Here is a 21,938-nt window from a genome sequence, read left to right as displayed (position 1 = left end):
CATTCAAACAAGTAAAAATAAAAAACAATAATATGATTACAAAATACAAACACATTGTTTTCGCTATAATTATGCTAATTAATTTACCTGCAATTTCGCAGGAAAAGAAAGCAAAGCAAGCTAGTTTAGATTATACCCAATATGTAAATCCCTTTATAGGATCTGCAGGACATGGACATGTATTTGTGGGTGCGAATGTTCCTTTTGGAGCCGTACAATTAGGACCCGTAAATGTTTTTGAAGGTTGGGATTGGTGCAGCGGATACAACTACGCCAGTAATACCATTTTAGGATTTACACACACGCATTTAAGCGGAACCGGAATTGGCGATTTAAATGATATTCTGTTGCTTCCTGTTTCAGGAAAAGTGCCACTTACCAAAGGAACAAAAGAAGATATGGCAACTGGTTACGGTTCTTATTTCTCTCATAAAAATGAAGTAAGTAAAGCTGGATATTACAGTGTTTTATTAGATAAATATAAAATCAAAGCAGAGCTAACGGCTAGTGAAAGAGTAGGATTTCATAAATATACTTTTAATGCTACTACTGATAATCACGTTTTATTAGATTTAGCCGATGGTATCGGATGGGACAAACCGGTAAAAACATTCATTAAAAAAATAAACGAAACGACCCTTATAGGATATAGATATTCTGCGGGTTGGGCTGCCGATCAGCGTATTTTCTTTACAATGGAATTTTCTGAGCCAATTTCAAATATGGCTTTGTATGACAATACAACGGCTGTTTTAGGAAACGAAGGTGAAGGGTTAAAAATGAAAGCAGTTTTGGATTTCGCAACTTTAAAAAATAAACAAGTTTTAGTAAAAGTCGGAATTTCTCCGGTAAGTTCAGAGAACGCTTCTGCAAATATCAAAGCAGAGATTCCGGGTTGGGATTTTAATGCTGTAGCAAAAGCGGCGACTTCAAAATGGAACAAGGAACTAAATAAAATTCAGATCAAAGCAGACGATAAAATCATGAAAGTTTTTTACACTGCAATGTATCATACCATGTTCGCACCTTCAATTTTCAATGACGTAAAGGGAGATTACAGAGGAACAGATAAAAAAGTATACGAAAAAGCAAATTTCACAAACTACACCACTTTTTCACTTTGGGATACCTACAGAGCTTTACATCCTTTATATACGATTACACAACCGGATAAAATCAATGATATTGTAAAATCATTTTTAGCAATCTACGAGCAACAAGGCAGATTACCGGTTTGGCATTTAATGGGTAATGAAACTAATACCATGAATGGAAATCACTCGATTGCTGTTATTGTAGATGCTTATATGAAAGGGTACAGAGATTATGATACAGCATTGGCATACGAAGCGATCAAAAAAACGGCTATGCAAACCCGTGACGGAATGGATTACGTTCAAAAATTAGAATATATTCCTGCTGATAAAATATTAGAATCTGTCGGGAATGCTTTAGAATATGCGATCGACGATTATTGTGTGGCACAAATGGCAAAATCTTTAGGTAAAGCAGAGGATTATACTTATTTCACCAAAAGAGCCAATTTGTATAAGCTTTATTTCGATAAAGAAACTACTTTCATGAGAGGGAAATTGACGGATGGAAATTGGAGAACACCATTCAATCCGCTTTCATCAGCGCATCGTAAAGACGATTATGTAGAAGGAAATGCGTGGCAATACACTTGGTTAGTTCCTCAGGATCCTTATGGTTTAATTGAATTATTTGGAAGTGAAGATAAATTTTTAGCCAAATTAGATTCACTTTTCCTAATAACAGACAAAGTAGAAGGAGAAGAAATTTCACCCGATATTAGCGGATTAATTGGCCAATATGCACAAGGAAATGAGCCAAATCACCATATTCCGTATTTGTACGCTTACGCAGGACAACCTTGGAAAACCGCAAAACTAATCCGTGAAATTGACGATAAATTCTACTCAACAAAACCAGACGGATTATGCGGAAATGAAGATTTAGGACAAATGTCAGCTTGGTATGTTTTCTCTTCAATGGGATTCTATTCGGTTAATCCGGCAAACGGAATTTATGTTTTAGGAAGTCCATTAGTAAATACAGCGACAATTCATCATAAGGAAGGAATTTCATTTACATTGAATGCTGTAAATAATAGCAAAACAAACATCTATATTCAAAAAGCAGAGTACAACGGAAAACCCTATACAAAATCATACATCACACATGATATGATTGTAAAAGGAGGGGAGTTGAAATTGTTTATGGGAAGCAAGCCGTCGACAACTTTTGGAGTGAAAAAAGTAGATAGACCGCTTTAGGAGTTTTCAGTCACAGTTTACAATTTACAGATCACATTTCAAAAAAAAACAATTCACAGAACATGAAAATAAAAAGTTTAATTTTTTTAGGGGTATTACAATGTTGCGTTTTTGTAAATGCACAAGTTAAAGCTTTAGATCCTGTAGAATATGTAAATCCATTAATGGGAACACAATCTTTGCATAGTCTTTCTAACGGGAATACCTATCCTGCCATTTGCAGACCTTGGGGAATGAATTTCTGGACGCCACAAACCGGAAAAATGGGTGATGGATGGGCATATATTTATACCGCAGATAAAATTAGAGGGTTTAAACAAACGCATCAGCCTTCACCTTGGATGAACGACTACGGACAGTTTTCGATCATGCCGGTAACGGGAAAATTAGCTTTTGCAGAAGTCGAAAGAGGAAGCTGGTTCAGTCATAAAGCGGAGGTTTCAAAACCGTATTATTATAGCGTATATCTTGCTGATTATGATGTGACAACCGAAATTACAGCGACAGAAAGAGCAGCACATTTTCAGATTACATTTCCGGAAAACGAACAATCTTCAATTGTAATTGATGCATTTGACAAAGGATCTTATATCAAAATAATTCAGTCAGAAAATAAAATTATAGGTTATACAACTCGTAATAGCGGAGGAGTTCCGGAGAATTTCAAGAACTATTTTGTATTGCAATTCGATAAGCCATTTGCCACTAATTATACGTGGAATGATACGATTTTAGAAAAAGGCAAATTAGAATCTAATGCCAATCACGTAGGAGCAGTTGTTGGGTTTCAAACCAAAAAAGGAGAAATCGTAAATGTAAAAGTCGCTTCATCATTTATAAGTACGGAACAAGCCGAATTGAATTTGAAGAGCGAATTAGGAACAGCATCATTTAATGAAACTGTAGCGCAATCTAAACAAGAATGGAATAAAGTTCTGGGAAGATTAACTGCCGAAGGTGGAAGTGATGAACAATTAAAAACATTTTATTCTTGTTTGTACAGAACAGTTTGTTTTCCGCAGAAACAATATGAAATAAACGCAAAAGGCGAAACAGTGCATTATAGCCCTTATAATGGTCAAGTTTTACCAGGTTATATGTTTGCAGGAACAGGCTTTTGGGACACTTTTAGAGCTTTATATCCTTTGCTAAATTTAGTTTATCCTTCAATCAATAAAGAAATGCAGGAAGGACTAATCAATGATTACAAAGAGGGTGGTTTCTTGCCGGAATGGTCAAGTCCGGGTTTTAGAAATGTAATGGTTGGGAATAACTCAGCATCTGTGGTTTCTGATGCTTATATGAAGGGATTACGGGGTTACGACATTGATAAATTATACGAGGCTTTATTGCATGGAGCCAATAATGCAGGCCCACTAGAAGCAGTTGGAAGAAAAGGAGTAGAATATTACAATACTTTAGGTTATGTCCCGTATGATGTAAATATCAATGAAAATGCAGCCAGAACATTAGAATATGCTTATGATGATTTTGCAATTTGGAAATTAGCGAAAGCTTTAAACCGTCCGAAAAAAGAAATCAATTTATTGGAAAAACGAATGATGAATTATAAAAAGCTTTATAATCCTGAAATTGGTTTGATGAGCGGTAGAAATAAAGATGGAAGTTTTCCCAAGAATTTTAATCCGTTTAAATGGGGAGATGCTTTTACCGAAGGAAATGCATGGCATTACAGCTGGAGCGTTTTTCACGACATAAATGGTTTGATTGATCTAATGGGCGGAGAGAAAAATTTTACAGCCAAACTAGACGCTGTTTTTTCAACACCTCCGGTTTTTGACGATAGTTATTATGGAGCTGTTATTCATGAAATCCGTGAAATGCAAATCATGAATATGGGACAATATGCTCACGGAAACCAACCAATTCAGCACATGATTTATTTGTACAATTATGCAGGCGAACCCTGGAAAACACAATATTGGTCAAGAGAAGTAATGAACCGTTTGTACAAACCAATTCCTGATGGATATTGCGGAGACGAGGATAACGGACAAACTTCGGCCTGGTATATTTTCTCAGCAATGGGATTCTATCCAGTTTGCCCGGGAACAGAAGAATATGTTCTTGGAGCACCATTATTTAAGAAACTTACCTTACAGTTAGAAAACGGAAAAGAGCTTGTTATAAATGCACCAGAGAATTCTGAAATCAACAGATATGTTAAGGATTTAAAATGGAATAATGAAACTCACACTAAAAATTATATCAATCATTTTGATGTATTAAAAGGTGGCGAATTAAATTTTGACATGACAAGTTCGCCTAATTTACAAAGAGGAACTTCGCCAAGTGCCTATCCATATTCTTATTCAACTTCAAAATAATACTATGCAATCATCACGTAGAAAATTTATAAAAAATACAGGAATCTTTTCAGCAGGATTATTGGCACTTCAAACCGATGTTTTTGGAATGCAATCGGATGCTTTCAATTTTGCCTTAAAAGATTTTATTACCAAAAGACCGCCATTAGCCGAAAGAAAATTTACAAGTAAAGCTGTTGAAGCTGCAATTGTTAGAATCAAAAAACAAATCGCAAATCCGGAATTGGCATGGTTATTCGAAAACTGTTTTCCTAATACATTAGATACAACGGTAGATTTTGAAATCATCGACGGGAAACCGGACACTTATGTCATTACAGGAGATATCGATGCGATGTGGTTGCGTGATAGTACAGCACAAATTTGGCCTTATATTCCGTTTGTAAAAGAAGATAAAAAACTGGCCGAATTGGTAAAAGGAGTAATCAATCGTCAGACAAAATGTATTTTGCTTGACCCTTATGCGAATGCTTTTTATAAAGATTTCAATCAGGTAAGCGAATGGAAAAATGATATGACCAAAATGCAGCCTGGTATTCATGAGCGCAAATGGGAGATAGACAGTTTGTGTTATCCAATACGATTGGCGCACGGCTATTGGAAGGAAACAGGAGATATCAGTTTGTTCGACAGCAAATGGAAAGAAGCCATGCTTTTGGTTTTACAAACCTTCAAAGAACAACAGCGTTGGACCGATAAAGGACCGTATAATTTTCAGAGAGTAACAGCTTGGGCTACAGATGGCGTACCGCTAAGCGGTTACGGATATCCGGTAAAACCATGCGGACTAATTGTGTCGACTTTCAGACCAAGTGACGATAGTACTTTGTTTGGATACTTGATTCCTAGTAATATGTTTGCTATTGAGGTGTTAGGATATCTTCAGGAAATTTTCTCTTTATCAGCATTAAAAGACGATAATTTAGTTGCTAAAGCAAAAGAATTACAAGGTCAGGTTCAGAAAGGATTAGAAGAAAACGGAATCATTGATCATCCGAAATTTGGAAAAATAATTGCTTTTGAAGTAAACGGATACGGAAGTTTCCACATGATGGATGATGCCAATGTTCCTTCCTTATTATCATTACCATACTTAGGCGCGATTGAACCGGATAGTCCACTTTATCTGAATACAAGAAAAGTTGTGCTTTCAGAGAATAATCCGTTTTTCTATAAAGGAAAAGCAGGCGAAGGAGTTGGAGGCCCACATACAGGAGCAGATACAATCTGGCCAATGAGTATTGTATTGAGAGCTATTACCAGTGTTGATGAAAATGAAATAAAACATTGTATTGGTAATTTGATCAAAACAAATGCCGATACTGGATTTATGCACGAATCGTTTCATAAAGATGATGTGAATAAGTTCACCAGAAAATGGTTTGCATGGGCAAATACCTTATTTGGAGAAATGATTGTTCACACCAGCGTTCATTATCCTCAAATTTTAAAAGACAAAAACATTTAAACTAAAAAATATCAAATCATTAAGAGATTAATAAAAATTAAGTTTTTTTTAATGAAGAAAATATTAACCATTAAGAGATTAAGGTTATTAAGTATTGTGGCTTAATTTTTCTTAATTTCTTAATGGTGAAAAAAACTAAATTTTTCTTAGCTTTTATAATGGTTCAATTCCAAAAATAATAAGAATGAATAAAGAATATGCCGTTGGATTAGACATTGGAGGCACGCATATCACCGCAGCGATTATTGATATAACAGATATGAAAGTGATTGATTTCTCCTTGCATAAAGAGTCATTTGATTCTAATTTGCCGGTGGAAGAAGTGATGACTATTTGGGAAAAAGCAATCAGGATTTCTATCGAAAATTCTAAAGTAGTCAACACAACAGGACTGGCAGTTTGTATGCCGGGTCCGTTTGATTATACCAAGGGAGTTTGCTGGATAAAAGGACAATCAAAATACGAGCATTTTTACGGATTAAATGTTCGGGATTTGTTTCAGGACAAACTGAATCTGTCAAATGATTTTCCGATTCTTTTCGAAAATGATGCGGTTTGTTTTGGCAAAGGCGAAGTTTTTAAAGACGCTAAAAACCTTTCTAAAAAAGTAATGGCGATCACATTAGGTACAGGACTTGGCGCTTGTTTTATAGACAAAGGAGAATCAATTAGTACTGGAAATTTAGTGCCAAAAGATGGCGAAATATACAACCTTCCATACAAAGAAGGAATTGCTGAAGATTACGTTTCGGCACGCGGACTTATAGGTGGTTATTTTGCTTTAAGCGGAAAAAAACTCAACAATGGTTTAGAGCTTTTTAATCTGGCTAAGACAGGAGATGAAATGGCAATAAAAGTATTCGGAAAAATGGGAGAGGATTTAGCCGCAATTGTTATTCCGTGGTTAGAGAATTTCTCTGCCGATAGTTTTATTATTGGAGGAAAAATTGCAAATGCCAGTGAGTTTTTCTTACCGGTTTTCATCAAAAAAATAAAAGAAACAGGAAGCAATGTAACCGTTTCTGTTTCGACAGATAATGAAATCGCAGCTTTATTGGGCGCTACAAGTTTGCTTTATACAGCGTAGATTTTTTTTAACCATATAAGTAATATAAGTTCATGTAAAAAGGATTTTGACAGCTTGGCTTTAATGTTCTTATATTACTTATATGGTTTAATTTTTTTAGCTTTATATGGTTTCAAAATTTATTCAATATGACAAATTCAAATCGTAGAAATTTTATAAAAACGGCAGCAATTGCTTCAGTCGCTGTGGCATTGCAATCTTTTAATTCAGATTCGAAAGAAGAAGAAAAAGTCTTGGTATCTAAGAAAGGAAAAAAGCCAATCGTACTTTCGACATGGCGATTTGGGATTCCCGCAAATGAAGCTGCCTGGGAAGTTTTAAAAAAGAATGGAACTGCTTTAGATGCTGTCGAAGCAGGAGTTAAAATTCCCGAAGGCGATCCAAAAGAAAGAAGTGTAGGTTATGGCGGACGCCCTGATCGAGATGGTCGTGTAACGTTGGACGCTTGTATTATGGATGAAAATGCCAATATTGGTTCAGTAGCCTGTTTAGAATATATAAAACATCCCATATCAGTTGCAAGAGCAGTAATGGAAAAAACGTCTCACGTAATGTTGGTTGGCGATGGAGCATTACAATTTGCCTTAACACAAGGTTTTAAAAAGGAAAATCTGTTAACAGAAGAATCCGAAAAAGAATGGAAAGAATGGCTGAAAGACAATAAATACAAACCAATCGCCAATATCGAAAATCACGATACAATTGGAATGATTGCTCTGGACTTCAACGGAAATCTTTCAGGCGCATGTACCACAAGCGGAATGGCTTTTAAAATGCACGGTCGGGTAGGAGATTCTCCAATTATTGGAGCAGGTTTATATGTTGATAATGAAATTGGCGCGGCAACAGCAACAGGTCATGGTGAAGAAGTAATCAGAATTTCGGGTTGTCATTTGGTTGTCGAATTAATGCGACAAGGAAAATCACCTCAACAAGCCTGTGAAGAAGCTGTAGCAAGAATCGTAAAATTGTCGAAGAATAGAAACAAAGATTTAAAAGATATTCAGGTAGGTTTTATAGCCTTGAACAAATCAGGAGAATATGGTTCTTATTGCGTTCAGGGTGGTTTTAATTATGCGGTATATGATGATACAGGAAATAAATTAATCGATGCCAATTATTTCCTGAAATAAGATTTTTTTAGTTAACTCTATCGAGGGTTAATTGTTTTTTAATGCGTAATAGTCTTTAGGCTTTGCGCATTTTTTCGTTTAAAAGCTGACAGTATTTCGGTAATGTATCAGATGCGTTGGTGGTTAATTGTTCCCATCTAATATTTACAGATAATCAGAAATTTATAATGCCTTAAGTCAAAAAAATGGAGTCAAATCAAACTACATTAGTGCAATATAAGAAAAGCTCAAAACACCTCCTGATGAGAGAACAATAAGGGTGCTGCTTTGTGTATCAAAAAGAAATAGAAAAGTAGAATATGCGATGCGTGGACTAGATAAACCTTTGGGAGTTGCCACATATCAATTAGAGTAATTGGTGAAAGAAAATATCGATAAATTAAGCGTAAATGCTAACGAAGAACAGTAAGATTTTAAAAGTGCTAATACAAATAACATTAGTACAATAAAAAAAAACTTAAATTTTATGAATCTCCTAAGTCATTTGATTTTGGAGGTTTTGTTTAATGAGACTACATGGTCTTTCTAGATAGCTGCACATTCGAACCTAACCTTTTAGTATCTGATTTTCAATATATTTTTTCACAAACTTCCTGTGCCATGATTCTGCCAGAAAACTCACAGTGGTGAAATATCTTTTAAAAACTTCCTTACCTTTTATGGCAAAAAGGTATCCCCTACACTTTATCTTTATGTATTTTTTAAGAGACCAACACTCTTTTAAAATTGTTGTTGGTCGAAATTATATAAATTCAAATGATAAATTAGATTAATATTGTTGTGTTCCTATTTAATAATAAGTTATTAATCACAGCACGATGAAAAATGCTTTTCTATTATTATGTGTTTTTTGCATGATAGCAACTGTTAGCGGTCAGAAAAAAGTAAAACCTCCAGAACCATTTGGCCCTTTGCCAACCCAGAAACAAGTTGACTGGCAGGAGATGGAGTTTTATGCTTTTGTTCATTTTTCCTTAAATACATTCACTAATAAAGAATGGGGTTATGGTGATGAATCTCCGGAGCTCTTTAATCCTACCAATCTTGATGTTCGCCAATGGGCAAGAGTGGTTAAAGAAGCCGGTATGAAGGGAATCATTTTAGTGGCCAAACACCATGATGGATTTTGTTTGTGGCCCTCTGCTTATACGCAACGATCTGTAAAGAATTCTCCATGGAAAAATGGTAAAGGAGATCTTGTAAAAGAATTAGCGGCAGCATGTAAAGAATATGGTTTAAAACTAGGATTGTACCTTTCGCCCTGGGATAGAAATCGCGCAGATTATGGCAAACCTGAATATGTTACCTATTTTAGAAATCAGCTAAAAGAGTTACTGAGCAATTATGGAGATGTTTTTGAAATGTGGTTTGATGGTGCTAACGGAGGTGACGGATACTATGGAGGGGCAAACGAAACCCGGAAAATAAACACATTAGAATATTATAAATGGGATGAGACCTATAAATTAATATATAAAATAGCTCCTAATACACTGGTTTGGGGAGTAGGGACTTCAGAGGCAAGATGGATTGGAAATGAAGAAGGTCGCGCCGGAAAAACAAATTGGAGTCTTCTTCGCCAGAGAGATGAGCTGGCCGGAAAAGTACATTATTCAGAGTTTATGTCCGGTCATGAAGATGGTGAGAAATGGGTTCCCGGTGAAGCAGATGTTTCCATAAGACCGGGCTGGTTTTATCACGCCATCGAAGATGATAAAGTACGATCTCTAGATGAAATGGTCGATATTTATTATGAATCAATCGGGCGAAATGCTACTTTATTGCTGAATTTACCTGTAGATAAAAGAGGATTAGTACATGAAAATGATCAAGCCAGATTAAAAGAACTTGTATCAACAATCAAAGAAGATTTTAAAACCGATGTATTAACCGCAACAAAAATCTCCGCTGATAACGTTAGAGGTAACAACGCAGCATTTGCAGCAAAAAAAGTTTCTGACCGAAATAAAAACACGTATTGGGCAACAGATGATAATATAAAATCAGCTTCTATAGTTTTTGAATTTAATAAACCAACTCCCATTAATCGCATTTTGCTTCAGGAATATATAAAGTTAGGACAACGCGTTAAAGCATTTAATATAGAGGCTAAAGTTGATGAAAAGTGGATTTCCCTTGCCCACGAAACCACTATTGGTTACAAAAGAATTTTAAGAATTGACAGAGTTACAGCATCTGCATTAAAAATAAATATTGCCGATTCGAAAGCGAGCATTCTTATTTCAAATATTGAGGCCTATAATGCTCCAACTTTTGTGCGTATGCCAAAAATTCTAAGAGATAAAAACGGAAATGTTACAATAAAATCTCAAGGAGAAAATGCTATTTATTATACCATTGACGGAAGCAATCCAACCCAAAAAAGTATCTTATATAAAGGAGTGTTTCAATACAAGAAAGCGTTTGAGATTAAAGCGTTTGCTATTGATGCAGTCGAAAATATTAGCAGTGCTGTGACAACTGCAAAATACGGAGCGTCTAAAGAAAACTGGAAAATACTTACTGCTTCCAGCGGCGATTTGAACTCAGTAAACCGAATTATCGATGGAAATCCAAATACAGACTGGAGTTTTGGTGATAATTTGAATAAACTTCCGCAGGAAATAACAATCGACATGGGAAGTATTTTGGATATAAATGGATTTACTTATATACCACAGCAAGTGGGAAATAATCTCAATTTAATATCCAATTATGAGTTCTACAGCAGTCTGGATAATGTAGAATGGATACTGCAATCGCAAGGTGAATTTTCGAATATAAAAAGCAATCCAATCGAGCAGGTGAAGACCTTCAAAAAAGATAAAGCAAGGTATATTCGTTTTGTTGCTAGGTCGGCCGTTGGAAAAGGAGCTACAGTTTCGATTGCAGAAATAAATATTATTGAAACACTATAAACAGTTTTTAATTTGTGATCTTTTTTCTTGAAGTTTATAATTATGTTTTCTAGCGAAGCTTACAGGTTATTAGTCGAATTTTTGATTATTTACATTGTCTAATATTTAATTTTATATCAAATAATCACAACAATAGACAAATGATTAAAGAAAGTATAAATTTTAAGGAAGCTGGAAAGTTCGAAGAAACCCGTTTTGAGAAGATTCATAATGTAATTTTCGATTCGTCTAAGGAAGCTTCGATATTAGTAGCTCAGGAAATAGCCAATATAATTCAGAGAAAAGAAGAGTTAAACGAACCTTGTGTTTTAGGTTTGGCAACAGGATCTTCACCTGTAAAAGTTTATGAAGAACTGGTTCGATTGCATAAAGAAGAAGGTTTAAGTTTTGCCAATGTGGTAACCTTCAATCTAGATGAATATTATCCAATGGATAAGAACAATATTCAGAGTTACTATCATTTTATGCATGAACATCTTTTTAATCATGTCAATATTCATCCACAAAATATAAATATTCCTGACGGAAGAATAAGCATAGAAGATTTACAGCAATATTGTATCGATTACGAAATGAAGATTAAGGCCTATGGCGGACTGGATTTTCAACTTTTAGGAATTGGGAGAACTGGACATATCGGTTTTAATGAACCGGGATCTCATGTAAATTCAGCAACAAGAAGCATTACGCTGGATCATTTAACCCGTATCGATGCAGCATCTTCTTTTCTGGGAATTGATAATGTGCCTAGAAAAGCAATTACAATGGGAATCGGTACAGTAAGAAATGCCAGGAGGATTGTACTTCTGGGATGGGGAATCAGCAAAGCTGAAATTATCAAGAGCACAATTGAAGGCGAAATTTCCTCACAAGTTCCGGCAACATATCTACAACAGCATAACAACACGACATTTGTCTTAGATACAGAAGCATCATCAGAATTAACAAGAGTGAAAACTCCCTGGCTGGTTAAGTCTGTAATCTGGACAGAAGAATTAAAACTCAAAGCAATTGCAGGATTAAGTGAATTGACCAAAAAGCCTTTCCTTAAACTTACAGATAAAGACTATAACGATAACGGGATGTCTAGTCTCTTGACAGAGGAAGGAACTGCTTATGATTTAAACATAAAAATGTTTAATAAAATGCAGCAAACAATAACAGGCTGGCCGGGGGGAAAACCAAATGCAGATGATACCTACAGACCCGAACGCGCTACTCCGGAGAGAAAGAGAATTATCATTTTTAGTCCACATCCTGATGATGATGTGATCTCAATGGGAGGAACTTTTGACCGATTGGTAGAGCAGGGACATGATGTGCATATTGCGTATCAAACCTCAGGAAATATTGCAGTTTCAAACGAAGAAGCTTTAAAATTTGCTGAAATTTCAATGGCATTGAATAAAGATTCTGATGCAGCGGAAAATATCATTAAATTTTTAAAAAATAAAAAAACAAATGATATTGATTCATTAGAGGTTAGAAAATTAAAAGGATTCATTAGAAGAAGTGAATCTCTTGCTGCAACCCGATATTTGGGACTGCCGGACTCGAATGTTAACTTTTTAGATTTACCATTTTATGAAACCGGAACAGTTAAGAAAAATAACCTTGGAGAGGCTGATATAGAAATTATGTGTGATATTATCGAAAGGATAAAACCACATCAAATATACGCCGCAGGAGATTTAGCAGATCCGCACGGAACACATAAAGTTTGTCTGGATAGCTTGTTTGAGGCCTTAAAAAGAGTAAAACACCATAGTTATATGAAAAACTGTTGGGTTTGGTTGTATAGAGGAGCCTGGCATGAGTGGGAATCGTACCAAATCGAAATGGCAGTTCCAATGAGCCCTGATCAGGTTCTTAAAAAACGTCATGCCATCTTCTATCACCAGTCTCAAAAAGATGGAGTAATGTTTCAGGGAGATGACAGTCGTGAGTTTTGGGTAAGAGTAGAAGACAGAAACAGATTAACAGCAGAAAAATATCACGCTTTAGGTTTAGCAGACTATTCGGCTATTGAAGCTTTTAGGCGATATTATTTTTAGATGATTAGTCTCTAAAATGTATAATAAACTATTTCATGTGGTTTATTTGGTTAGTTGCCAATTTGAAAATGCAGCCCTGGTAAGGCTGCATTTTTTTTTGTGATATTTTCGTTTAACTGCAAAGATTTTTAACTGCAAGGAGCGCTAAGATTTCGCAAAGAGTGCAAAGTTTTCTCATTTTTTGTCACCCCGACAAAGTCCAAGGGCGCAAAGTAGCTCCACAAATAAATCAAAAAAACCTTTATAAAAGTTTTAAAACTTTTATAAAGGTTTTGTAATAATAAAGTCCTCGACTTTGCTCAGAGTGACAACTAAATAGAAGAATTTAGAATCCTTTGTTTTACATGGTCAATATAAGATCTTCCAATAACATATCTTAAACCTTCAATTTCGATACTATTTCCTTCAACAGCATCAATTTTATCAATAGCTATAGTGTAAGAGCGGTGTATTCTTAAAAAATTTCTTTCGGGCAGTAAATCTGTAAAGTCAGATAGCGTGCTGTGTATGATGTATTTACCTGTTAGGGTGTTTATTTTTAAATAATCTTTAAGACTTTCGATAACCAAAATTTCATTAAATAAAATCTTCTTCATTCTTTTTTTATCAATTTTGACAAAAATAAAAGGACTCTCAGCACTGTTCTCCTGAGGAGCACTGTTTTTAGTTTCAAGTCTTTTGCTAATCTTATTGAGCGTTTTCATAAGCCTTGGGAATTCGATAGGCTTTACCAGATAGTCTAATACATCTAACTCATAAGTCTCAATGGCAAATTGGCTGTAGGCACTTGTAATAATAAGGATTGGTGGATTTTCAAGACTTTTTATAAAATTTATGCCATCAAGAACTGGCATATTGATGTCAAGAAAAATCACATCAACTTTATTATTCTTCAAAAAGTTTAAACCTTCTATTGGATTACTAAAAGTATCTATTACCTCAAAGTTTTCAACTGGCTCCAAATAATTTTTAATAACATTAATCGCCAATGGCTCATCATCTATAATCAAACATTGTATCTTCATTTCTATAATCTTAGTTATTTGAGCGAAATAATTTAGCAGGTAAATGTATATACGAAGAAAAGAGGTGTTCAGGTAACTTTAATGACCAACTTTACAACAAAAATATTCTTTTTATTCTTAAATGAAAGCTTATAGTCACTTTTATTATAACCTAACTCTAACCTTTTCTTAACGTTTTCGATCCCTATACCACTCGACTTGTTAAAATTGTCCTTGTGGTGCGTAATTTCTGCCATAGGGTTTGAAATGGTGAAATGAAGATAGTCACCTTTGATCTTAAAGTTGATATCTATTGTAACAGGTCCTGTATTTTTGTTTACGCCATGTTTAAAGGCATTCTCAATAAAGGTCAATAATATTATAGGAGAAATTTCCTTCTCGTGAATGTCGCCGGAGATAGACATATTTACAACCAATCTGTCATCGTTTCTAATGCGCTCCAGATCCAGATAGTTTTGAATACAAAGAATCTCATTCTCTAAAGTCTGCCTTTTGCTTTTTGTGTCGTACAACATATAGCGCATTAGTTCAGATAATTTAAGAACAATTTTCGGGGTTTTATTTGATTTTTCGACTGATAATGAATAAATGTTGTTAAGGGTATTAAAGAAAAAATGAGGAGAAATTTGTGATTTGAGAAAAAGCAATTCTGTTTCTAATTGCGATTTTTCAAGATCAGTTACCCTTTTTTGTTCTTTCAAAAAGTCTAAAGTAATCTTGATTGCCGTTACAAAAGTGATTACATAGAGTTCCCCCATCATCATATCAATAGTATAATTGAGCGTTAATTTATCTATAGTTTCAGGGCCTTCCGGCCAAACATTATGCGTGATTAATAAATAAGTAAGGTTAAATTTTAAAATCACCATCAAAAATAAAGATGATAACACGGCAAGTACATATAAAAGATATTTTTTTCGATACACCAGAAAAGGCATAAAAATTAAAATATTGAGATAACATAAGGTCATGTGAATGGGAAACCCCAATAAGTTTGTTTTAAGGGAATAGAGGTAATCATTAAAATAGCTACCCCAACGAAATGTATTAAATAAAAAGTAAGTAAGCCAAAAAATGACGTGATAATGCAACGGTATTCGATATAGTTTGCTGGAATTGAAATTCATGATAATGGCGCGTTTTGTGACTTTTTTTGATGTTTATCTTAGTTTATACGTCGTCCGTCTAAATTAGTTTTAATAAAAGTCTGATTTGTTTAAATTTAAAGTTAAATTAAGGTTGTTTTATATGAAGAATTTTATCCTGCTGGTTTTATTTGCAATTCTAATTGCAAGTTGTAAAATAAAGACATACAAAAATAATAGTAAGGCAAATATTTTTGTTAAATATGTAGATCCTTTTATCGGCACCGGAGGGCACGGACATACTTATCCCGGAGCAACCGTTCCTTTCGGGATGTTGCAGGTAAGTCCTGATAATGGTATTTCGAACTGGGATTGGTGTTCAGGATATCATTATTCAGATTCTATTGTATCTGGATTCAGTCATTTGCATTTAAGCGGAACCGGAATTGGTGATTTGGCCGACATCTTATTTATGCCCACCAATAAAAAACTCGATTTAACGGCCCAAACTACCTCACAAGATCAATTACCTTATAAATCAAAATACAGTCATGTTAACGAAAAAGCAGCACCGGGCTCTTACCAGGTTTTTCTTGAGGATCCTAAAATCAATGTAGAATTAACTTCTTCACTACGTACAGCATTCCATAGGTATACTTTTGCCAAAAACGATAAACAATCTGTTATAATCGATCTTGGTTTTGCTATTAATTGGGACAAAGCGCTGAGAACCGGACTTACAATCGAAGATCAGTATACGATAAGCGGTTATCGTTTTAGTACCGGATGGGCAAAAAATCAGAAAGTGTTTTTTGTTGCTAAATTTTCAAAACCTATTTCAGAATCGGTATTATTGGCTAATAAGCAAGTGATTACAGCAAATAGCGCAGAAGGAGAAAACACCGCAGCACAATTATTTTTTGATACTAATAATAGTGAAGAACTAGATGTAAAAGTCGCTTTGTCATCTGTAAGTGTGGCTAATGCCAAAGACAATCTGGACGAAAAAGACGATTTCAATAAAACAAAATCAGAAGCAGCAAAAATCTGGAATTCGGCTTTAAGCAAAATCGAGGTTCAGACACCAACCGATTCATTAAAAACAATTTTCTATACCGCATTGTTCCACGCTCAAGTTGCCCCTGTAACCTATAGTGATAAAAATGGTCAGTTTAGAAAAGAGGATGATCAAATTGCTACAGCAAAAGATTATACCGCTTACTCGACCTTATCACTATGGGATACTTTTAGAGCAGAAAATCCTTTATTGACTTTACTAGCGCCAGAGAAAGTTTCAGACATTGTAAACTCAATGCTGCAATATTACGATACTAAAAAAATATTACCGGTCTGGACGCTTTATGCCAACGAAACCAACACCATGACAGGATATCATTCCATTCCTGTAATTGTAGATGCCTACCAAAAAGGCATAAAAGGTTTTGATGCCGAAAAAGCATATCAAGCGATGAAAGTTACAATGATGCAGGACCAACGTGGCTTGAATTACTACAAAACATACGGTTACATTCCTTATAATTTATTAGACGAATCGGTGACTATAACTTTAGAATATGCTTATGATGATTGGTGCGTGGCGCAAATGGCAAAAGCCTTGGGGAAAAATGAAGATTATGAATTTTTTCTAAACCGTTCAAAAGCGTATCGTTACTTATTTGATCCAAAGACAGGCTTTATGAGAGGAAAATCTCAAGATGGAAAATCCTGGAATGAACCCTTCGATCCAAAACATTCCAACCACAGAGAACATACCGATTATACCGAAGGAAATGCCTGGCAGCACAGCTGGTTTGTACCACAAAACGTTGATGATTTTATTTCGTTGCACAAAAGCAATGAAGTTTTTACAAAACGTTTAGAGCAGTTATTTACCGAAAGTTCAGAGATTACCGGAAGTAATATCTCGGCAGATATTTCCGGATTAATAGGTCAGTATGCACATGGCAATGAGCCAAGTCATCATATCGCTTATATGTTCAATTATGCCGGACAGCCCTGGAGAACACAATATTGGGTACGTCATATTCTGGATACGCAATACAATACAACACCCAATGGATTAAGCGGAAACGAAGATTGCGGGCAAATGTCGGCTTGGTATGTTTTCAGTTCAATGGGATTATATCCTATGAATCCTGCTTCAGGAGAATACGAAATTGGAAGTCCGATTTTCGAAAAAGTAACCATCCATCTCCAAGACGCAAAAACCTTTGTGATCGAAGCCGAAAAGGTTTCGGATAAAAACTTTTATATCCAGTCAGCCACTTTAAACGGAGTTGAATTTAACCAAACAGCTATCTCACATAAAGAAATAGTAAAAGGAGGAATTTTACATTTTGTAATGGGAGCTGAACCAAATAAAAATTGGGGAATAAAAAAATAGGCAAAAAAATAATGAGCCAAAGCAACTAACTAATAAATAAAAAGTAAATTAATGGATATCATTGACGTATCGATCATCGTAGCTTATATTCTGCTCTCAGTAGGAATAGGAATTTGGATTTCAAGAAAAGCATCAAAAGGATTAGATGATTATTTCCTTGGCGGAAAAACAATCAAATGGTATTTTTTAGGTCTAAGCAACGGATCAGGAATGTTTGATGTTTCAGGAACTTCCTGGATGATTGGAGTATTGTTTTTATATGGCGTAAAAAGTTTTATGTTTATGTGGCTCTGGCCCATATGGAATCAGATTTTTGTAATGATGTTCCTGGCTGTCTGGATCAGAAGATCAAAAGTAATGACAGGTTCTGAATGGATTTTAACCCGTTTTGGCAGTGACAGAGCTGGAAAAGCATCGCATATTATTGTGGCTGTTTTTGCCATTATTTCGACAATTGGTTTCATCGCTTATTTTTTTGAAGGAATCGGAAAATTTGTGACCATTATTCTTCCTTGGGATTTAACGCTTCATTACGGCGATTTAATCCTATTAACATCAGAGCGATCTTATGCTTTAATTATCATTTTATTAACGACAATTTATACCGTTAAGGGAGGGATGTTTTCTGTAGTGGCCACAGAAGTCGTGCAATATTTAATCATGATTATTGCCGGAGTTCTAATTGCAGGTTATGCTTTTATCAATTATACAGACCTACAGATAAATTCGGTTATTACCGATGAATGGAAAAATGTTTTCTTTGGCTGGCAGTTTGAAACCCAGTGGAGCGATAAATTTCAAACCTTCAATAATTTGATCGATTCAGAAGGATACAAAATGTTTGGTGCTTTTATAGGCATGACATTATTCAAAGGTTTTTTCGCCAGTATTGCCGGTCCTACACCAAGTTACGATTTGCAAAGAATTCTTTCTACAAAATCTGTAAAAGAAGCGGCCTATATGAGTGGTTTTACCAACCTGATTTTATTTATACCTAGATATTTATTGATTACAGGAATTGTGGTAATTGCTTTGGTCAATCTGGCACCCGAGCTTAATGCCAATACAGGTTTGACCGGAGCCGATTTAGAATTATTAATGCCAAAAGTGGTTAATTTATATATTCCCGTTGGGATAAAAGGAATTCTTCTTGCAGGTTTACTAGCCGCTTTTATGTCTGGATTCTCTGCCTTTGTTAATGCAGGACCGGCTTATATTGTAAATGATATTTATAAAAAATACTTCAAACCGGTTGCAACAAATCAACATTATATAAAAGTGAGTCAGATTTCTTCTTTTCTTGTGGTTGGTTTAGGGGTTTTTATGGGATTCTTTGCCGATTCTATTAACTCTCTAACTCTATGGATCACAAGTGCATTATACGGAGGTTATGTGGCAGCGAATTTCCTAAAATGGATTTGGTGGCGTTTTAACGGCTGGGGTTATTTCTGGGGAATGTTCGCCGGATTAATTGTAGCTTCTTTACAATTTGCTTTAGGTCAGGCCAAAGGAAGTTTATCCCAAGGATCATTTTTATACGATTTAGCGCAAGTACAGGCCATTTACCTGTTTCCAATAATATTTGGTTTCTCCATCTTTGGATGTCTTATAGGAACTTTCTTAAGTAAACCAACAGATATCGAAGTTTTAAGATCTTTCTATACCAATGTAAGACCCTGGGGATGGTGGAATCCTGTTTATAAAACATTAAAAATAGAAGACCAGACTTTCGAAAAAAATAATGATTTCTGGAAAGATATGCTCAATTGCCTTATCGGAATTGTATGGCAGTCAAGTATGATTTTGCTTCCAATTTTCTTTATCATCAGAGATTATCCAAAAGCAATTACGGCTTTAATTGTCTTTTTGGCAACAACAACAATTTTGAAGTTTACATGGTTAGATAAAGTTAGAAAAATAGAAGATTAATTCATTAACAAGAGTTTTGTCAAAGTTTAAACTTTAAGAAAGCTCTCAGGACAAAAAAAATCAACACAGAGAACATAGATTTCTAATGTGTTTAAAATATTCTCAAAGAAAAAACAAAAAACAATCTATAATAATAAAGAAAGAGAGCATGAGTACAATTCCTTGGCAAGACAGACCCGAAAACAGCACTGAAGTAATGTGGAGATATTCTGAAAATCCCATTATCGACAGATACGCAATACCATCATCAAACAGTATATTTAATAGCGCCGTTGTTGCTTTTAAGGACGGATACGCAGGTGTCTTTAGATGTGATAATAAAGCCGTGCAGATGAATATTTTTGCAGGTTTCAGTAAAAACGGAATCGACTGGGATATTAATCATGAACCAATTGTGATGCAATCCGGTAATACTGAAATGATAGAATCTGCTTATAAATATGATCCTCGTGTTGTTTTTATTGAAGATCGTTATTGGATTACCTGGTGTAATGGATATAACGGACCAACCATCGGAATTGGTTATACATTTGATTTTAAAGAATTTTTTCAATGCGAAAATGCCTTTTTGCCTTTCAACAGAAATGGGGTTTTGTTTCCGCAAAAAATAAACGGAAAATACGCGATGTTAAGTCGTCCTAGTGATAACGGACATACACCTTTTGGAGATATCTGGATCAGTTACAGCCCGGATATGAAATATTGGGGAGAACATAGATTGGTCATGAAACCATCTCCGTTTGAGCAAAGTGCCTGGCAATGTACAAAAGTAGGAGCAGGACCCATCCCGATTCTTACAAAGGAAGGCTGGTTGATGTTATACCATGGAGTTATTAATACCTGCAACGGTTTCCGTTATGCTATGGGAGCAGCAATATTAGACACAGCTTCGCCAGATCAGGTAAAATACAGAACACAGCCTTATTTGTTAGGACCTGCAGAAATTTACGAGCAAGTAGGAGATGTAGGAAACGTGGTTTTCCCGTGCGCTGCCTTGCACAACATTGAACAAGATAAATTAGCCGTATATTATGGTGCAGCAGATACTGTTGTGGCTATGGCATTTGGTAAATTAAGCGAGGTATTACAATTTACAAAAGATAACAGTTTATAATAAAAAGCATGCGTTTAAAAATTCAATGGTTGACAGTCGCTTTAGGGTTTCTTTCGATAGTGAGTAATTCACAATCGAAAAAAACAATTCTACCTAAAACCTATGTAGCATCAAAAACAACTACTCCAATTGTAATAGATGGAGATGATTCTGATACTTCATGGAGTAAAGCAGATTGGACTGATCTTTTTGAAGATATAGAAAATAATGTAAAACCAAAATACGAAACAAAAGTAAAAATGCTCTGGGATGAAACCAATTTTTACATATTGGCAAAAATTGATGAACCACATGTTTGGGCAAATTTGAAACAACGTGATACCATTATCTTTTACAACAACGATTTTGAAGTTTTTATTGATCCCGATAGCGATACTTTTAACTATTATGAATTAGAAATTAATGCCTTAAATACAGCCTGGGATCTGTTTTTGTCAAAACCTTACAGAGAAAATGATAACGTAGTTTTGAATGACTGGAATATTCCGGGGCTGAAATCGGCGGTAAAAATCAAAGGAACGCTTAACAATCCAAATGATACTGATCAAGGTTGGGTATTAGAAATGGCAATTCCCTGGGCATCTTATAGAAAATCATACAATGAAAAAAATGTTCCGGCGGATCAGTTTTGGAGAGTCAATTTCTCTCGGGTAAACTGGCAGCATACGGTAAGAAATGGCAGTTACCAACGCAAAAAAGATCCAGATGGAAAGTTCTTGCCGGAGTACAACTGGGTTTGGTCGCCAATGGGGGTGATCAACATGCATGAACCGGAGAAGTGGGGCTATGTTTATTTTTCTTCGAAAGAAGGAAAAGACAGTTTTACAATTCCGCAGGATGAAAAAGTAAGATGGGAGCTTTACAATTTATACAGAGCTCAAAAACAATATTACAATCAGCACAAAACATGGGCGAAATCTTTGGTAAATCTTACCAAAGAAACGATCACCGTTGAGGGTAAAATTTTAAAACCGGTATTAGAAAATCACACAACAGGTTACAATATTTCAGTAAAAAGCCCTTTTTCAAATCAGACCTTAGTTGTAAGGCAAGACGGCAAAATAATCCAAAAATAA

At 35.1% G+C, this 21,938-nt stretch carries 14 protein-coding genes; 12 read left to right on the top strand and 2 right to left on the bottom strand.

Annotated features, from left to right (window positions below):
• The first annotated feature begins 32 nt into the window (after window positions 1–32).
• The 8 genes from GIY83_RS04055 (at window position 33) to nagB (ending at window position 13,305) form a co-directional block, all read left to right on the top strand.
• Window positions 33–2,297 (top strand): GH92 family glycosyl hydrolase, encoded by a 2,265-nt coding sequence (locus tag GIY83_RS04055; protein WP_208684933.1) that lies wholly within the window; start codon window positions 33–35, stop codon window positions 2,295–2,297.
• 62 nt (window positions 2,298–2,359) lie between these two features.
• Window positions 2,360–4,645, top strand: coding sequence for a GH92 family glycosyl hydrolase (locus GIY83_RS04050; RefSeq protein WP_208684931.1), 2,286 nt, complete (start codon window positions 2,360–2,362; stop codon window positions 4,643–4,645).
• Between the two features lie 4 nt (window positions 4,646–4,649).
• Window positions 4,650–6,113: a glycoside hydrolase family 125 protein gene (locus tag GIY83_RS04045; protein WP_208684929.1), complete on the top strand. Its 1,464-nt coding sequence runs from the start codon at window positions 4,650–4,652 to the stop codon at window positions 6,111–6,113.
• A 184-nt stretch (window positions 6,114–6,297) separates the two neighbouring features.
• Entirely contained in the window at window positions 6,298–7,200 is a 903-nt protein-coding gene (locus tag GIY83_RS04040; RefSeq protein WP_208684927.1) for an ROK family protein, read from the top strand.
• A 128-nt stretch (window positions 7,201–7,328) separates the two neighbouring features.
• A complete protein-coding gene (locus tag GIY83_RS04035) occupies window positions 7,329–8,333 on the top strand; it encodes an isoaspartyl peptidase/L-asparaginase family protein (protein ID WP_208684925.1) in 1,005 nt (334 codons plus the stop codon).
• Window positions 8,334–8,592: 259 nt separating this feature from the next.
• Window positions 8,593–8,688: a PDDEXK nuclease domain-containing protein gene (locus tag GIY83_RS25145; protein WP_208684923.1), complete on the top strand. Its 96-nt coding sequence runs from the start codon at window positions 8,593–8,595 to the stop codon at window positions 8,686–8,688.
• Window positions 8,689–9,151: 463 nt separating this feature from the next.
• The gene (locus GIY83_RS04025) at window positions 9,152–11,251 is read left to right on the top strand and encodes an alpha-L-fucosidase (protein ID WP_208684914.1); all 2,100 of its coding nucleotides are present in this window, start codon (window positions 9,152–9,154) and stop codon (window positions 11,249–11,251) included.
• A gap of 140 nt (window positions 11,252–11,391) precedes the next feature.
• Window positions 11,392–13,305, top strand: a complete 1,914-nt coding sequence (gene nagB / locus GIY83_RS04020; protein ID WP_208684912.1) for a glucosamine-6-phosphate deaminase — start codon at window positions 11,392–11,394, stop codon at window positions 13,303–13,305.
• A gap of 311 nt (window positions 13,306–13,616) precedes the next feature.
• Here nagB and GIY83_RS04015 read toward each other — a convergent pair whose 3' ends face one another.
• Window positions 13,617–14,330: a LytTR family DNA-binding domain-containing protein gene (locus tag GIY83_RS04015; RefSeq protein WP_194618256.1), complete on the bottom strand. Its 714-nt coding sequence runs from the start codon at window positions 14,328–14,330 to the stop codon at window positions 13,617–13,619.
• 68 nt (window positions 14,331–14,398) lie between these two features.
• Window positions 14,399–15,457, bottom strand: a complete 1,059-nt coding sequence (locus GIY83_RS04010) for a sensor histidine kinase (RefSeq protein WP_194618257.1) — start codon at window positions 15,455–15,457, stop codon at window positions 14,399–14,401.
• A gap of 121 nt (window positions 15,458–15,578) precedes the next feature.
• On the opposite strand from GIY83_RS04010, the gene GIY83_RS04005 reads away from it, so the two are divergent.
• From GIY83_RS04005 to GIY83_RS03990, 4 genes are all read left to right on the top strand, one after another.
• Window positions 15,579–17,819 (top strand): GH92 family glycosyl hydrolase, encoded by a 2,241-nt coding sequence (locus GIY83_RS04005; RefSeq protein ID WP_208684910.1) that lies wholly within the window; start codon window positions 15,579–15,581, stop codon window positions 17,817–17,819.
• A 51-nt stretch (window positions 17,820–17,870) separates the two neighbouring features.
• Window positions 17,871–19,748 carry a sodium:solute symporter family protein gene (locus tag GIY83_RS04000; RefSeq protein WP_208684908.1) on the top strand — a complete coding sequence of 626 codons (1,878 nt, stop codon included), beginning with the start codon at window positions 17,871–17,873 and terminating at the stop codon, window positions 19,746–19,748.
• A 148-nt stretch (window positions 19,749–19,896) separates the two neighbouring features.
• On the top strand, window positions 19,897–20,862 hold the full coding sequence (locus tag GIY83_RS03995; RefSeq protein WP_208684906.1) for a glycoside hydrolase family 130 protein: 966 nt from the start codon (window positions 19,897–19,899) through the stop codon (window positions 20,860–20,862).
• Window positions 20,863–20,870: 8 nt separating this feature from the next.
• The gene (locus GIY83_RS03990; RefSeq protein WP_208684904.1) at window positions 20,871–21,938 is read left to right on the top strand and encodes a carbohydrate-binding family 9-like protein; all 1,068 of its coding nucleotides are present in this window, start codon (window positions 20,871–20,873) and stop codon (window positions 21,936–21,938) included.

Source organism: Flavobacterium sp. SLB02, from assembly GCF_009664855.1.
GTDB lineage: Bacteria > Bacteroidota > Bacteroidia > Flavobacteriales > Flavobacteriaceae > Flavobacterium.
Note: the sequence above shows the minus strand (reverse complement) of the source record. Positions and strands in the feature narration are given on the sequence as shown.